Source organism: Pseudomonas lurida, assembly GCF_002563895.1.
Taxonomy (GTDB): domain Bacteria; phylum Pseudomonadota; class Gammaproteobacteria; order Pseudomonadales; family Pseudomonadaceae; genus Aquipseudomonas; species Aquipseudomonas lurida.
The window spans coordinates 5,103,871-5,119,638 of the sequence record NZ_PDJB01000001.1; the positions used below are offsets into that span (position 1 = coordinate 5,103,871).

Consider the following 15,768-nt stretch of genomic DNA (forward strand, 5'->3'; position numbering starts at 1 on the left):
GACCGACATTCCAAACGGATCGCCCCACCGTGACCCCACCTGCCGATACCCCACAAAGTCCCGCCGAGATGCGCCGTACCGCGCTCTACCTGACCTTGGCGCAAGTGCCCGAAGGCTGCGTCGTCAGCTACGGCGAACTGGCCCACCTGGCGGGCCTCGGCCGCGCGGCACGGTGGGTGGGCCGCACGCTGAGCCAGCTTCCTGACGACACCCGGCTGCCGTGGCACCGCGTGTTGGGTGCCGGTGGTCGGATAAGTCTGCCAGTGGGCAGTGCCTCGGGTGACGAACAACGCGCGCGTTTGCGCGATGAAGGCGTCACGGTCCGCAACAATCGCGTGGATATTCAGCGTCATGGCTGGCGCCCGGTAGAGCACAGCGGTTAGAGTGCGCGCTTTGTTTCCGCAAACCTGAGGCAGACTCCAGCCCATGCCCCGTAAAACCTGGCGCGCCGCGCTCGCCGCCTATGCCAGCCCCTCGACGTTAGTGCTGTTGTTGCTCGGCTTTGCCGCCGGCTTGCCTTACATGTTGGTGTTCTCGACGCTTTCAGTGTGGTTGCGTGAGGCCGGTGTGGCCCGCGAGACCATCGGCTATGCGAGTCTGATCGGTCTGGCGTATGCCTTTAAATGGGTCTGGTCGCCGCTACTCGACCAGTGGCGCCTGCCACTGCTCGGCAAACTCGGACGCCGCCGTTCCTGGCTGGTGCTGGCCCAGTCGCTGGTGATCCTCGGATTGATCGGCATGGGCTTTTGCGACCCGCAGAAACACTTGTCCTGGCTGATCGCTATCGCCGTCATCGTCGCCTTCGCGTCCGCCACCCAGGACATCGCCGTCGACGCCTACCGCCTGGAAATCGCCGACGACAGCCGCCAGGCCGCGCTGGCCGCCAGCTATATGTCCGGTTATCGCATCGCCGCCCTGCTGGCCACTGCGGGCGCACTGTTTTTTGCCGAAGGGTTCGGCTCCACCGGCTTCAACTATAAGCACTCGGCCTGGACCGGCACCTATGTGCTGTTCGGCGTGTTGATGATTCCTGCACTGCTGACCACGCTGTTCATGCGCGAACCCAATGTGCCATTGCGCACCCAGTTGCAAGCTGGGCGCTACAGCTTCGTGCATCAGTTGGTCTCTGTATTTGTGCTGATCGTGTTGCTGGTGTCGGTACCGGCGATGTTCACCCAACTGTTCAACACCGATTTTGCCAGCGTGCTCTTCCACGGGGTCAGCCTGTGGCAGCTGCTGATGGAAGACCGCGCCTTCCTGCGCGCCATCCTCTATATCATCCTGACCGCCCTGTGCCTCTCGGCCATGGGGCGCCGCGGCCTGGCCCCGGTACTGACGCCGGTCAACGACTTCATCCTGCGCTACCGCTGGCAGGCGTTGCTGTTGTTGGGGCTGATCGCCACGTATCGCATGTCCGACACCGTCATGGGCGTGATGGCGAACGTGTTCTACATCGACCAGGGCTTCACCAAGGACCAGATCGCCGGGGTCAGCAAGATCTTCGGCCTAATCATGACCCTGTTGGGCGCCGGCATGGGCGGCTTGCTGATCGTGCGCTTCGGTATCCTGCCGATCCTGTTCATCGGCGGCGTGGCATCGGCGGGCACCAACCTGCTGTTCGTGATGCTCGCGGACATGGGCCCCGACCTGCAGATGCTGATCTTTACCATCTCCCTGGACAACTTCAGCTCCGGCCTCGCGACCTCGGCGTTCGTCGCCTACCTGTCGAGCCTGACCAACCTGAAGTTTTCCGCCACCCAATATGCCCTGCTCAGTTCGATCATGCTGCTGTTGCCGCGCCTGATCGGTGGGTACTCGGGGGTAATGGTAGAGAAGTTCGGGTACCACAACTTCTTCCTGATCACCTGCATGCTGGGCGTACCCACGTTGCTGCTGATTGCCTTGCACTGGTATCAGGAAAATCGGCGTATCCGGTTGAACCCGCCCGCTGAAGACTGACACGCCCCGGTCAATATCGGCGCTGGCTGGCCTGCGGTAGCATCACCGCGGTGTAACCGATACACCGCGGCGCTGGCCTCGCAGGCAAGCCAGCCCCTACAAAAACACACTACGACCTCGCGCCTGTACTCCGGCAGCAACCGCCCGTACAATCCAAGGTCATTTCAAGTCCAAGCAACCGACAACGGCCTACCATGCGTACCAGTCAATATTTGCTCGCCACACAGAAAGAAACGCCTTCCGACGCGGTCGTGATCAGCCACCAGCTGATGCTGCGTGCCGGCATGATCCGCAAACTGGCCTCCGGCCTGTACACCTGGCTGCCCATGGGCTTGAAGGTGATGCGCAAGGTCGAAGCCATCGTTCGTGAAGAAATGAACGCCGCCGGCTCTCTGGAAGTGTTGATGCCGAGCACTCAACCGGCTGAACTGTGGCAGGAATCCGGGCGCTGGGAAGAGTACGGCCCGGAGTTGCTGCGCTTCAAGGACCGTCATGGCCGCGATTTCTGCGCCGGCCCGACCCATGAAGAAGTCATCACCGACCTGATGCGCAACGAGCTGAGCAGCTACAAGCAGCTGCCGCTGAACCTGTATCAGATCCAGACCAAGTTCCGTGACGAAATCCGCCCACGCTTCGGTTTGATGCGCGGCCGCGAATTCATCATGAAGGACGCCTATTCGTTCCACGCTGACCAGGCGTCGCTGCAGGTCACCTATGACCGCATGCACACCGCCTACTGCAACGTGTTCACGCGCCTGGGCCTGAAATTCCGCCCGGTTGAAGCGGATAACGGCTCCATCGGCGGCGCCGGTTCCCACGAATTCCACGTGCTGGCCGAGTCCGGCGAAGACGATATCGTGTTCAGCAACGGCTCCGACTACGCCGCGAACATCGAGAAAGCCGAAGCGGTGCCGCGGGAAACCTCCCGTCCTGCGCCGACTGAAGAACTGCGCCTAGTGGATACGCCAGAGACCAAGACCATCGCGGCCCTGGTGGAAAAATTCAATCTGCCGATTGAAAAGACCATCAAGACCCTGATCGTGCGCGCCGAAGAAGAAGGCAAGCTGATCGCCCTGGTGATCCGTGGCGACCACGAACTCAACGAAATCAAGGCTGCCCAGCAACCTGGCGTGGCCAGCCCGCTGGTCATGGCCACCGACGCCGAACTGCGCGACGCCATCGGCGCCGGTGCCGGTTCGCTCGGCCCGCTGAACCTGCCGCTGCCGATCATCATCGACCGCTCGGTCGAGCTGATGAGCGACTTCGGTATCGGTGCCAACATCGACGACAAGCACTACTTCGGCGTGAACTGGGAGCGCGACCTGCCCGTTCCGACCGTGGCCGACCTGCGTAACGTGGTCGCCGGTGACCCAAGCCCGGATGGCAAGGGCACCCTGGAAATCAAGCGCGGCATCGAAGTCGGGCACATCTTCCAGCTGGGCAACAAGTACAGCAAGGCGATGAAGTGCGAAGTGCTGGGCGAGAACGGCAAGCCGATCACCCTGGAAATGGGCTGCTACGGCATTGGCGTGTCCCGCGTGGTCGCGGCTGCCATCGAGCAGAACAACGACGAGAAAGGCATCATCTGGAGTGACGCCCTGGCGCCGTTCCAGATCGCCCTGGTACCGCTGCGTTATGAAACCGAGCAAGTGCGCGAAGCCACCGACAAGCTGTATGCCGAATTGACGGCGGCTGGTTTTGAAGTGCTGCTCGATGACCGGGACAAGAAAACCAGCCCGGGCATCAAGTTCGCCGACATGGAACTGATTGGCATCCCACACCGGATCGTGGTCAGTGACCGCGGCCTGGCCGATGGCAATCTGGAATACAAGAGCCGGACCGAAGCCGAAGCCCAACCGTTGCCGGTGGCTGACGTGCTGTCTTTCCTTCAGGCGCGTATTCGTCGCTGAAAACCAGATCAAGAGAAGTCATGTTCAAGCGAAACACCAGAGCCCTGGGGGGCGCCGCCTTGTGCGGCGCCCTGCTGGTCAGCGGCTGCGCCAACCAGATGTCGCAACGCAGTGAGCACGAGGAGCGGGTCGAGCGTAAGTTGCTCGACCACAGCCTGCAGATCGATGTCGGCGACCCTAAAGTGCTGGAGCTGCCGCAACGCCGGGTTCGTATTCACGAGCAGAAGACCTTCGAGGTCACCGAGTTCGAAGTCACCCGCCGCTACGATCGCTACACCCCCTATCAACCCTGGCGCAAACTCTACGAGATGCCATTGGGGGCGGTCGCCTTGGTGGCGGGCGCGGGCGCCAACGTGGCGAATATCTTCGCCCTCGGCAACCTGCCGACCAGCATGACCCACGACTGGCTGACCTACGGCGTGGACGGTCTCAACCCGTTCATGAACGTGCAATCCCACGGCCGTGCGCAACAGAACCTGGCGGGTATCGATGAAGTCCAGCGCGACAAGCGTGTGGAGTATTCGAGCCTGCCCTGGAGCGAACGCCCGGTGCAGGTCACTGCGGGCAAGCAAGTCCATGAGCTGACCACCGACCGCAACGGCGTTCTGCGCCTGAACCTGTTGGACAGCCCATTTGCCGAGCAGGACCTGAACCGCGTCACGACCTTGAAAATCAGCGTGGCAGATGGCCAGGACGACGTCCATTCGGACTCGACCCTGGCGATCAGCAACACCCTGCGCGGCAAATTGCTGGAAGCCCACGGCCTGATCTACGACGACTTGGAAGACGACGAAGTGAGCCAGTGGGTGCACCGCGTCAAGCGCTTGTCGGAGCTGGGGCTGGAGGAAGAAGCCAGCGAACTGGAACAAAGCCTGATCGAACTGACCCGCAATGATCCCGAGTTGCAGCAGGAATTCCTGCAGGCGCTGACCAAGGATGCAGGGCGATTGGTGGCGGACCCCGGGGCTCGTTGACTCCTCAAGACCATCGAAAATCTAAAGGTGGGAGCGGGCTTGCCCGCCCCCACCTTTAACACCCGGTTTCTACCAGGAAAACTCAAGCTGTTCGTTGCCGTTGCTCAAATCCAGCAACCGCACCCCAATCCCCAGCAACCGTACCGGCTTCCCGCCGCGATTGAAGGCCTGCGTCAGCAGCTGTTGATAACTCTCCAGATCTCGCCCTGCCCCCGCCTGCTCAAGCGTCGTCTGGGTAAAATCATGAAACTTCACTTTTACGAACGGCTTGCCCGCACGGTAACTGCTGTCGATGCGCGCCATGCGCCCCGCCAGGGTGTCCATTAGCTCGGGGAGTTTGGCCAGGCAGCTTGTGAGATCCGGCAGGTCCACGTCGTAGGTATTTTCCACACTGATCGATTGCCGGCGACTGTCGTTCTGCACCGCACGATCATCGATCCCACGCGCCAGGCTCCACAGCCGCTCACCAAAACTGCCAAATTCGCGCACCAGCGCCAGCTTGTTCCATTCGCGCAACTGCAAGCAGTCTTCGATTCCCAGGCGCGCTAGCTTGTCCGCCGTGACCTTGCCCACGCCGTGCAACTTGCTCACACGTAGCTGCGAGACAAAGTCTTCAACCTGGTCCGGCGTGATCACGAACAACCCATTGGGTTTCTTCCAGTCGCTGGCAATCTTCGCCAGGAACTTGTTTGGCGCCACACCGGCAGACACGGTGATATGCAATTGGTTGGACACGCGACGGCGAATGTCTTGGGCAATACGCGTGGCGCTGCCGCCAAAATGCGGGCTGTCGGATACGTCCAGATAAGCTTCATCCAGCGACAACGGTTCGATCAGGTCGGTGTAGTCGCGAAAGATCGTCTGGATTTCCTTCGACGCTTCCTTATAGGCATCCATACGCGGCTTGACGATCGTCAGGTCCGGGCACAGCTTCAAGGCGTGGCGCGAGGACATGGCCGATCGCACACCATAGGCCCGCGCCTCGTAGTTGCAGGTGGCAATCACCCCGCGCCGGTCCGCCGAGCCGCCCACTGCCAGCGGCTTTTGCGCCAGGCTCGGGTCATCGCGCATCTCGATGGCGGCGTAGAAGCAATCACAGTCGACGTGGATGATTTTGCGCTGCGTCATATAAACGGGGTGTGTACCTACGGGTGGCCAGTATCGCATTCACACCTGTATATAGCACCAGTAGTTTGAATCTTCCGCTTGAGCGGTAGGAAAAATCCAGGATGAATTTATTTTCTCAATCGAATCCAGCATGCCAATAGAGCTGAAAGCCTCGGCCAGACTGGGCTCGCGGGGTATCAAGGGGCCTTCATGGAACGCTAAGCGATTGAACCACAAGCGCTTTTCTTCAATTCACAGGTTGACACACCGGCGTTCCTCTGTAGAATGCCGACACACAGACGCGGGATGGAGCAGTCTGGTAGCTCGTCGGGCTCATAACCCGAAGGTCGTCGGTTCAAATCCGGCTCCCGCAACCAAACATCAAGAAAGGCCACTCGAAAGAGTGGCCTTTTTTGTTTGTGGCGAACGCACTCTCCCGCGCCGAACGGCGACGCACGTCGTGATCAAGTTCGCACGCCCCTTCTGGATGGCTTCGCAGTCCAGCGCAGGGCAAGCCCGCTCACCATAAAAGCGTTTTCAATCGCGAACTTAGGTTGCCTGGGCGGCTAATTCACACTTATTTGACCCATCGGCCCATTAACGGTTGACACCTCGCCGCTGGGCTGTAGAATGCCGCCCACAGACGCGGGATGGAGCAGTCTGGTAGCTCGTCGGGCTCATAACCCGAAGGTCGTCGGTTCAAATCCGGCTCCCGCAACCAAACATCAAAAAAGGCTACTCGAAAGAGTGGCCTTTTTTGTATCCGGTCAAAAAGTTCTTCTGAAACAATGGCATGGCATCTTTCATGAAACCGTAGACGGTTTGTAGAGTCCATCTCATTGCGAGCTATGCTCAATGCTCAAGCGCTACCCTCTACGACCAATGGCCGCTGTCGCCGTGCCCGGTGATACGCGTTAATATTTGTAATTATTTTGTCCATAGGGATTGGTAACTTGGCTGGATACCTCCATCCTGTCGCGCACAATCCACGAGGTGATTGATGCGCGCCAACTCGTCTGAACCACAAGACACTGTCACAGCAGAACAACCGATCACTCCCACTCGCTTGCGTTGGCTGGATCTGGTGAGCAAGTATCGGCAACCCATCGGGCTGGCCGTCACGCTCCTGCTGTTTGCCATCGCCCTGATCGCCTGTCGCCACCTGCTGCTGGAACTCGACCTCTACGCCCTCCACGACTCGATCCTGGAAGTGCCCAGGCCTGCCCTGCTCGGCGCGTTTGCGGCGGCTGTCGCCGGTTTCGTCATTCTGTTGGGCTACGAATTTTCCGGCGCGCGCTACGCGGGGGTAAAACTACCCGCCAAGACATTGGCCCTGGGCGGCTTTACCGCATTTGCCATCGGCAATGCGATTGGCTTGTCGATGTTGTCGGGCGGTTCGGTGCGTTACCGTCTATATGCACGCCATGGCATCGGGGCTTCGGAAGTCGCCCACATGACCGTGTTCGCCAGCCTGGCCCTGGGCTGTGCGCTGCCACCTCTGGCCGCATTGGCGACATTAAGTAACTTGCCGGCGGCATCCACCTACCTGCATCTGTCACAAGGTTTGCTCGGCGGTATTGCTGGCGCCGTGCTGCTGTTGTCGGCGGTGTTGTGCATCGGTATTTATCGCCGCCGCCTGCCCGAACAACCCTACCCGGACAATCTGCTGGTAAAAGCCGGCCGCCGCACCCTGCGCCTGCCTGGCCGACGCTTGACCTTCCTGCAACTGATCATCACCGCGCTGGACGTCGCCGCTGCCGCCACCGTCCTTTATATGTTGCTGCCGGAAGCGCCGCCCTTCGGCCCCTTCCTGCTCGTGTACCTGCTGGCCCTGGCCGCCGGCGTGCTCAGCCATGTACCGGGCGGTGTCGGCGTATTCGAAGCGATCCTGCTGGCGGCCTTCGCGGACAAACTGGGCGCTGCGCCCTTGGCCGCGGCCCTGCTGCTGTATCGCATGATCTACGTGGTGCTACCGCTGCTGATCGCCTGCGTGTTCCTGCTGGTCAACGAAGCGCAGCGCCTGTTCCAGACCCAGCAAAGCCTGCGGGTCGCCTCGGGGCTGGCAGCGCCAGTACTGGCCGTCCTGGTTTTTCTGTCCGGCGTGGTCCTGCTGTTCTCTGGCGCCACGCCCGAAATCGATTCACGCCTGGAAAACATCGGCTTCCTGATTCCCCACCGCCTGATTGACGCCTCGCACTTTGGCGCCAGCCTGATCGGCGTCCTCTGCCTGTTGCTGGCCCAGGGCCTGCGTCGACGCTTGTCGGCCGCCTGGATGCTGACCATGGTGCTGTTGCTGGTGGGTGCCCTGCTCTCGCTGCTCAAAGGTTTCGACTGGGAAGAAGCCAGCCTGATGACCATGACCGCCATCTTGCTGGCGATCTTCCGACGCTCGTTCTACCGTGCCAGTCGCCTCACCGAACTGCCCTTCTCGCCGCTGTACCTGGTGGCCAGTGTCTGCGTGCTGGGGGCCTCGATCTGGCTGCTGCTGTTCGCCTATCAAGATGTGCCGTACAGCCACCAGCTGTGGTGGCAGTTCACCCTGGACGCCAACGCCCCACGGGGCCTGCGCTCGTTGCTGGGCGCCGCCGTGTTGCTGGTGATCGTGTCCCTGACCTGGCTGCTGCGCACCGCGCGCCCGGTGATCCACCTGCCCACCCCTGACGAACTGGAACGCGCCAGCAAGATCCTCATGGCCTCCTCCCAGCCCGACGGTGGCTTGGCGCTCACGGGCGACAAGGCGCTGCTGTTCCACCCCAACGACGAGGCCTTCCTGATGTACGCCCGTCGTGGTCGCAGCCTGGTCGCCCTGTACGACCCCATCGGCCCCACCCAGCCACGGGCCGAAATGATCTGGCAGTTCCGCGACCTGTGCGACATCCACCATGCGCGCCCGGTGTTCTACCAGGTCCGCGCGGAGAACCTGCCGTACTACATGGACATCGGCCTCACCGCGATCAAGCTGGGCGAAGAAGCCCGCGTCGACCTGAAACGCTTTGACCTGGAAGCCAAGGGCAAAGAGATGAAGGACCTGCGCTACACCTGGAACCGTGGCTCGCGAGACGGCCTGTCCCTGGAGATCTTTGAACCGGGCACGGCGCCGATGGACGAACTCAAGGTCATCTCCGATGCGTGGCTGACCGGCAAGAACGTGCGGGAAAAAGGCTTTTCACTGGGACGCTTCAGTGATGACTACCTCAAGCACTTTCGCATTGCGATCATTCGCTTCGAAGGGCGGCCGGTGGCCTTCGCCAACCTGCTCGAGACTTACAACCACGACCTGGCCAGTCTCGACCTGATGCGCGCCCACCCGGACGCGCCCAAGCTGACCATGGAATTCATGATGGTCGGCCTGATTCAACATTATAAGAGTCACGGCTACGCCCGCTTCAGCCTCGGCATGGTGCCATTGTCGGGCCTGCAACCACGACGTGGCGCCCCGCTGACCCAACGCCTGGGCTCAATGGTGTTCCGCCGCGGCGAGCAACTGTATAACTTCCAAGGTTTGCGCCGCTTCAAAGACAAGTTCCAGCCTGACTGGGAACCCCGTTACATGGCCGTGCCCGCAGGACTTGATCCGCTGGTGGCACTGGCCGATACCGCCGCCCTGATCGCGGGCGGCTTGACTGGATTGGTGAAACGCTGATGATTCGACGCTCCTGGCGGTATGTATTGGCCTTCGTAGTGCTGCTCGCCTTGATCCTGGGTGGCGGCTATTGGTACTGGAACCGCCCTGCCCCGCAGCCGACCCTGGAGCAATTGCCCCAGGCTGACGGTTCGGTCATGACCCGCGTGACCCCGAACGGCACGCCGAAAGCCCGCGTGGCCGTGGCTGTAATGGCCGATGAAACCCTGACTGACAGCCAACTGATTGCCTTGAGCCAGGGCGGCAAGGCGCAAATTGTCCAGGTGATCCTGCCCAAGGACGACTGCACGTTGCAGGAACAGGCGCTGCAAAGCGCCCTGGGCCAGCTCAAGGGCCCGGCCACCCTGGTCAGCGGCATCGGCCCTGGCGCAAGCCTGGCATGGCGCTGGCTGGCCACACAGAACGACGACAAGGCCAACGCCATCTCCGTTGGTTTTGCCATGACCCAGGAAGGCTGCAAGGACCCGCTGCCCAAGACTTCCGCGCACGGCAACTGGCTGGTGGCCTGGAACGACAACCCTGACGATGATGCCGCCAGTTTCGTACGCGACACACCGCGCGCCACCACCAGTATCAGCGACTACGACATTCACTACCCGCAAGTGCTGAACAACGAGTTGCGCAAGCAACTGGTGGGCTCGGACAACGGCGGCCTGGCGATTCCGGTGGTTGAAGTACCGGCAGGCCAAGCCAAGGACACCGTGACCCTGTTCCTCTCCGGCGACGGCGGCTGGCGTGACCTCGACCGTGACGTGGCCGGTGAAATGGCCAAGATCGGCTACCCAGTGGTTGGTATCGACACCCTGCGCTACTACTGGCAGCACAAGACCCCGGAGCAAAGCGCCAAGGACCTTACCGAGCTGATGCAGCACTACCGGCAGAAGTGGGGCACCAAGCGCTTCGTGCTGACCGGTTATTCGTTCGGTGCCGATGTATTGCCGGCCATCTACAACCGCCTGCCGGAAAACGAACAGCAGCGTGTGGATGCGATCATTCTGCTAGCCTTCGCACGCACCGGCAGCTTCGAGATCGAAGTGGAAGGTTGGCTGGGCAACGCGGGCAAAGAAGCCGCCACAGGCCCGGAAATGGCCAAGCTGCCGCCTGAGAAAGTGGTGTGCATCTATGGTGCAGAAGAAGTCGACGAGAGCGGCTGCACGGACAAGACAGCCGTAGGCGAGGCGTTGAAGCTGCCAGGTGGGCATCACTTCGACGAGAACTACCCAGCGCTGGCCAAGCGGTTGGTGGACATCATCGTCAAGCACCAGGCCAAGGACAAGGCCGAGTAACTTCAGGCTGTACGCAGGACCCAATGCAAGCTGGCTTTTGTGAAAGCTGGCTTGCCTGCAATAGCATCACCGTGATGTGTCAGTCACACCGCGGCGATGTTATTGCAGGCAAGCCGGCTCCCACATTGGCGTTGCGGTAAGCGTGAGCGCTAGCGCGGTTCGATATGCGCGATCATCAACTGCACGGTTTCATTGCCCCTAAACTCGTTCACATCCAGCTTGTAGGCCAATTCCACCCAACGCACAGTCGGGTTAGGCCAGACCTCACGGTCCACCCCAAAGGCAATGCCATCGAGCTTCACAGACCCGCACTCACTCTTGAGCACGACCTTCAAGTGCCGCTCGCCCACTACGCGCTGTTCCACCAACTGAAAGACGCCGTGGAACAACGGCTCGGGAAAGTGCTGCCCCCAAGGCCCGGCATGCCGCAATGCACGGGCCAGCTCCAGATGGAACTCTTCCACCGCCAGTGTGCCGTCGGACAGCAGCCGCCCGGTGAGGTCTTCTTCGCGCAGTTGCCGACGTACTTCAGCGTCAAACGCTTCGGCAAACAGTGGGAAGTTTTCCTCAGGCAGTGTCAGGCCGGCCGCCATGGCGTGGCCGCCGTATTTGGCGATCAGGTTGGGGTGCTGACTCGCCACCACCGCCAGGGCATCACGGATATGAAACCCCTGCACAGAGCGGCCTGAGCCCTTGAGCAGGCCGTCACCGGCATCGGCGAAGGCGATGGTCGGGCGGAAATAGCGCTCTTTCATGCGCGACGCCAGAATCCCGATCACACCTTGGTGCCATTCCGGGTCGAACAGGCACAGGCCGTAAGGCATCGACTCCACCGGCAGGTCCTTGAGCTGGGCCAAGGCCTCACGCTGCATGCCTTGCTCAATGGATTTACGGTCCTGGTTCATGCCATCCAGTTGCGCGGCCATTTCACGGGCGGCGGCAACGTCGGTGGTGAGCAGGCATTCGATCCCCAGGCTCATGTCATCCAGGCGCCCGGCAGCATTCAGCCGCGGCCCGAGGATAAAGCCCAGGTCGGTGGAGGTGATACGTGCGGCATCGCGCTTGGCCACTTCAAGGATCGCCTTGATGCCCGGCCGCGCACGACCGGCGCGGATGCGCTCCAGGCCTTGATGCACCAGGATGCGGTTGTTGGCGTCCAGGGGCACCACGTCGGCGACGCTGCCCAGGGCGACCAGGTCGAGCAACTCGCCGATGTTGGGCTGGGGCGTGTTCTCGTACCAGCCCAAGCTGCGCAGGCGCGCCCGCAGGGCCATCAGCACGTAGAAGATCACGCCGACGCCGGCCAGGGCCTTGCTCGGAAACTCACAACCGGGTTGGTTCGGGTTGACGATGGCATCCGCCGCCGGCAATTCATCGCCGGGCAAGTGGTGGTCGGTCACCAGCACTTGCAACCCCGCCGCTTTCGCCGCCGCCACGCCTTCGACGCTGGAGATGCCGTTGTCCACAGTGATCAGCAACTGCGGCTCGCGCTGCAGCGCCACTGCGACGATTTCAGGGGTCAGGCCGTAGCCGTATTCAAAGCGGTTGGGCACCAGGTAGTCGACGTGCGCCGCACCGAGCAAGCGCAGGCCCAGGGTGCCTACCGTACTGGCGGTGGCGCCATCGGCGTCGAAGTCACCCACGATAAGGATGCGCTGACGCTGCTCCAGCGCCGTCACCAGCAGGTCCACCGCCGCATCGATCCCCTTGAGCTGCTGATAGGGAATCAACCGCGCCAGGCTTTTGTCCAGCTCGGCCTCGGACTGCACCCCGCGTGCGGCGTAGAGACGGGTCAACAGCGGTGGCAGTTCACCGAGAAACGGCAGGACGGCAGGCAACGGGCGAGGATCAATACGCATGGGGCGACGGGGGCTTCTCTTCTATTACAACGGTTAGACAACAAGGCTGAAAACGACACAGGCCAACTGAAGGCGCCGGCAAGCCGGTGCCTGCAGGTTCAGCCGCGCTCGCCAACCAGCCATTGCAGTTGTACTTCGTGCTGGCCGCGATCATCAGTCACGAAGATCGTGCCTTCGCTGATCATTACGTCCCACTTGATGACACGCGGCATGTCCTTGGCCAGGGTCTCGAGGACTTCCTGGGGAACAGCGGCGATGTGTACGTTTTTCAGGTTATTGGCCACCGGTACCACTTTGCCTTCCCACACACGCAGGCTGCCATAAGCCAGCAAGCTGGTGCGTTCGGTGCGGCGCGAGCACCAGGTGAGGCGGTCGGCATCGGGCTGGCCGACTTCGATCCAGTGCAGGACCCGGTCATCCAGGCTTTTTTCCCACAGGGCTGGCTCGTCTACATCTGACAGGCCACGGCCGAACGCCAACTGCTCGTTGTACCAGAGGGCGTAGGCCAACAGACGCACGGTCATGCGCTCTTCGGTTTCCGAAGGGTGGCGAGCGATGGTCTGCTTGACGCTCTCATACACCGAGCGGTCGAGGTCAGTGAGGTTGAGTTCGAATTTGTAGGTCGTGGACGGCTGGGCCATGAACGGACTTCTAGAGACAGGGAAAGGCGGCCAGTCTAACCGATGGCGAGGCCATTCAACGAATCCTGCGCTGCATCATCCTTATCCCAGGGTTGCTCGCGTATGTTAAAAGGCATCACACCACCGCCCTGCGCAGACAAGGATACCCATGTCGTTTAATGCCAAACCACTTGCCGGCCTGAAGGTCATCGAACTCGGCACCCTCATCGCGGGCCCGTTCGCCGCTCGTATCTGTGCGGAATTCGGCGCCGAGGTGATCAAGGTCGAATCGCCGGACGGCGGCGACCCCCTGCGCAAATGGCGCAAGCTGTACGAGGGCACTTCACTGTGGTGGTTCGTGCAGGCGCGCAACAAGCAATCGCTGACGCTGAACCTCAAGCACCCGGACGGCCTGGCCATCCTCAAGCAATTGCTGGCGGACGCCGACATCCTGATCGAGAACTTCCGCCCCGGCGTGCTGGAAAAGCTCGGCCTAAGCTGGGAAACCCTGCACGCGCTCAACCCCAAGCTGGTGATGGTGCGCCTCTCCGGTTTCGGCCAGACCGGTCCGATGAAAGACCAGCCAGGGTTCGGGGCGGTGGGTGAGTCCATGGGCGGCCTGCGTTACATCACCGGTTTCGAAGACCGCCCGCCGGTGCGCACCGGCATTTCCATTGGCGATTCGATTGCTGCGTTGTGGGCGGTGATCGGTGCGCTGATGGCGCTGCGTCATCGCGAGGTCAACGGCGGCCTGGGCCAGGTGGTGGATGTGGCACTGTATGAAGCCATCTTCGCCATGATGGAAAGCATGATCCCGGAGTTCGACGTGTTCGGCTTCATTCGCGAACGCACCGGCAACATCATGCCCGGCATCACACCGTCCTCGATCCACACCAGCGCCGATGGCAAGCATGTGCAGATCGGCGCCAACGGCGATGCGATCTTCAAGCGTTTCATGTCCGCCATTGGCCGCGAAGACTTGGCCAATGACCCGGGACTAAGCAGTAATGACGGGCGCGACAGCCGCCGTGACGAGCTGTATGGGGTGATTGATCGCTGGGTGAATTCGTTGCCGCTGGAGCAGGTGGTCGACCTGCTGAATAAAGCCCAAGTGCCTGCCAGCCGGATCTACAGTGCCGAGGACATGCTCGGTGACCCGCAATTTCTCGCCAGGGAAATGTTCCTCAAGGCCCAGCTTCCCGACGGCAAAGACTTCAAGATGCCGGGCATCGTGCCCAAGCTCTCGGACACGCCGGGCAGCTGCGAATGGGTGGGGCCACAGTTGGGCGAACACAACAGCGCGGTGCTGGGCGGGCTCGGTTATGACGCTGCCGCCATTGCGCGTTTGCGCGAGGAAGGCGCGATCTGATGGCTCGTCGGCTCGTTCAGCTATGCCTCAGCCTCCTGCTCGCCTGCGGCTGGCCCCTGACGGCCAGCGCTGAAGACACGCTGATCTGGCTAGTGCGTGACCTGCCACCCCTGACCATTTTCGAAGGCCCACGCAAAGGCCAGGGTGCCCTGGACCAACTGCTACCGAGACTGATCGAACGCCTGCCGGAATATCGGCACCAGGTGCTGCACGTCAACCGCGCGCGGGGCACGCAAATGTTGCGCGATCCCGCCTCGTTCACCTGTGATCCCTCGCTGCTGTGGACGCCGGAACGGGCCACGTACGTGGTGTTTTCTCGCCAGGCACTCGTCGTCCCCAGTAATGGCGTCACGATTCGGCGCAGCCAGCAGGACGCAATGGCGCCGTTTATCGTGGACGGCCAGTTCGATCTACAGGCTTTTCTCGACACCCCAGGAGCGCGCGTGGGTGCCACTGCAGAACGCAGCTATGGTCCGGCTATTGATGAGCGGCTTAAACACGCCGACGCGCACAAGCTGGCGCTCCATTACGGCAATGACGCCCTAGGCAGCTTGCTGCAAATGCAGCGCCTGGGGCGGCTCGAGGCGGTGTTGGGTTACTGGCCGGAAATCCGCTACCACTCGCTGCAACAAGGGATCGCTGCCGATGACCTGAGTTTTTACCCGATCAAAGGCACGGCCCTCTACCAACGCACGCATATTGCCTGCTCGGATACCGCCCAGGGGCGCCGAGCGATTGCACGAATCGACCAGGTGCTGCGCGACCTCCCTCTGGAAGACGCGCAGCAGACCTACGCCACATGGTTGGATCCGGTCATGCGCGAACAGTACCTGCGCGACACCCCGCACTTTTTTCAGGACTCGCCAGAACCGTGACAAATCGCGGGCAAAAAGAAACCCCGAAGCGTGGGGAGACACTTCAGGGTTAAACGTGGCCTACAAAGACCAGTACAACAAGGCACAAACACCGGAGCACAATGTTTGCTCTTGCTGTTACGAAATCTGACCGGCCACGTTGTAGGAAGTTTCCACACTTAAACAA

General features: G+C 61.4%; 11 protein-coding genes and 2 tRNA genes. 10 read left to right on the forward strand and 3 right to left on the reverse strand.

Features of this window, described 5'->3' with window-relative positions:
* The first annotated feature begins 68 nt into the window (after window positions 1-68).
* From ATH90_RS23190 to ATH90_RS23205, 4 genes are all read left to right on the forward strand, one after another.
* Window positions 69-383, forward strand: a complete 315-nt coding sequence (locus ATH90_RS23190; protein ID WP_052211153.1) for an MGMT family protein — start codon at window positions 69-71, stop codon at window positions 381-383.
* Window positions 384-426: 43 nt separating this feature from the next.
* On the forward strand, window positions 427-1,959 hold the full coding sequence (locus ATH90_RS23195; RefSeq protein WP_034109206.1) for an AmpG family muropeptide MFS transporter: 1,533 nt from the start codon (window positions 427-429) through the stop codon (window positions 1,957-1,959).
* 194 nt (window positions 1,960-2,153) lie between these two features.
* Window positions 2,154-3,869: a proline--tRNA ligase gene (locus tag ATH90_RS23200; RefSeq protein WP_034109207.1), complete on the forward strand. Its 1,716-nt coding sequence runs from the start codon at window positions 2,154-2,156 to the stop codon at window positions 3,867-3,869.
* 20 nt (window positions 3,870-3,889) lie between these two features.
* Entirely contained in the window at window positions 3,890-4,843 is a 954-nt protein-coding gene (locus ATH90_RS23205; RefSeq protein ID WP_034109208.1) for a hypothetical protein, read from the forward strand.
* Window positions 4,844-4,912: 69 nt separating this feature from the next.
* Here ATH90_RS23205 and dinB read toward each other — a convergent pair whose 3' ends face one another.
* The gene (gene dinB, locus ATH90_RS23210) at window positions 4,913-5,971 is read right to left on the reverse strand and encodes a DNA polymerase IV (protein WP_034109209.1); all 1,059 of its coding nucleotides are present in this window, start codon (window positions 5,969-5,971) and stop codon (window positions 4,913-4,915) included.
* 279 nt (window positions 5,972-6,250) lie between these two features.
* On the opposite strand from dinB, the gene ATH90_RS23215 reads away from it, so the two are divergent.
* The 4 genes from ATH90_RS23215 to ATH90_RS23230 all read left to right on the forward strand — a co-directional run bounded on the left by ATH90_RS23215 (window position 6,251) and on the right by ATH90_RS23230 (window position 10,879).
* Window positions 6,251-6,327 (forward strand) — tRNA-Met (locus ATH90_RS23215).
* A gap of 267 nt (window positions 6,328-6,594) precedes the next feature.
* Window positions 6,595-6,671 (forward strand) — tRNA-Met (locus ATH90_RS23220).
* A gap of 279 nt (window positions 6,672-6,950) precedes the next feature.
* Window positions 6,951-9,593: a bifunctional lysylphosphatidylglycerol flippase/synthetase MprF gene (mprF, locus tag ATH90_RS23225; RefSeq protein ID WP_069078237.1), complete on the forward strand. Its 2,643-nt coding sequence runs from the start codon at window positions 6,951-6,953 to the stop codon at window positions 9,591-9,593.
* A complete protein-coding gene (locus ATH90_RS23230; RefSeq protein WP_034109211.1) occupies window positions 9,593-10,879 on the forward strand; it encodes a virulence factor family protein in 1,287 nt (428 codons plus the stop codon). The genes mprF and ATH90_RS23230 overlap by 1 nt, the downstream gene beginning before the upstream one ends.
* A 149-nt stretch (window positions 10,880-11,028) precedes the next feature.
* On the opposite strand, the gene recJ is transcribed toward ATH90_RS23230, so the two are convergent.
* Together recJ and ATH90_RS23240 are read right to left on the reverse strand one after the other, a co-directional pair.
* Window positions 11,029-12,738: a single-stranded-DNA-specific exonuclease RecJ gene (recJ, locus tag ATH90_RS23235; RefSeq protein WP_034109212.1), complete on the reverse strand. Its 1,710-nt coding sequence runs from the start codon at window positions 12,736-12,738 to the stop codon at window positions 11,029-11,031.
* 98 nt (window positions 12,739-12,836) lie between these two features.
* Window positions 12,837-13,379, reverse strand: coding sequence for a YaeQ family protein (locus tag ATH90_RS23240; protein WP_003193952.1), 543 nt, complete (start codon window positions 13,377-13,379; stop codon window positions 12,837-12,839).
* A gap of 148 nt (window positions 13,380-13,527) precedes the next feature.
* Here ATH90_RS23240 and ATH90_RS23245 point away from each other — a divergent pair, with 148 nt between their 5' ends.
* On the forward strand, window positions 13,528-14,727 hold the full coding sequence (locus tag ATH90_RS23245) for a CaiB/BaiF CoA transferase family protein (protein WP_034109213.1): 1,200 nt from the start codon (window positions 13,528-13,530) through the stop codon (window positions 14,725-14,727).
* Window positions 14,727-15,602 (forward strand): TIGR02285 family protein, encoded by an 876-nt coding sequence (locus ATH90_RS23250; RefSeq protein WP_069078236.1) that lies wholly within the window; start codon window positions 14,727-14,729, stop codon window positions 15,600-15,602. Before ATH90_RS23245 ends, ATH90_RS23250 begins: the two co-directional genes overlap by 1 nt.
* The last annotated feature ends 166 nt before the right edge of the window (window positions 15,603-15,768 follow it).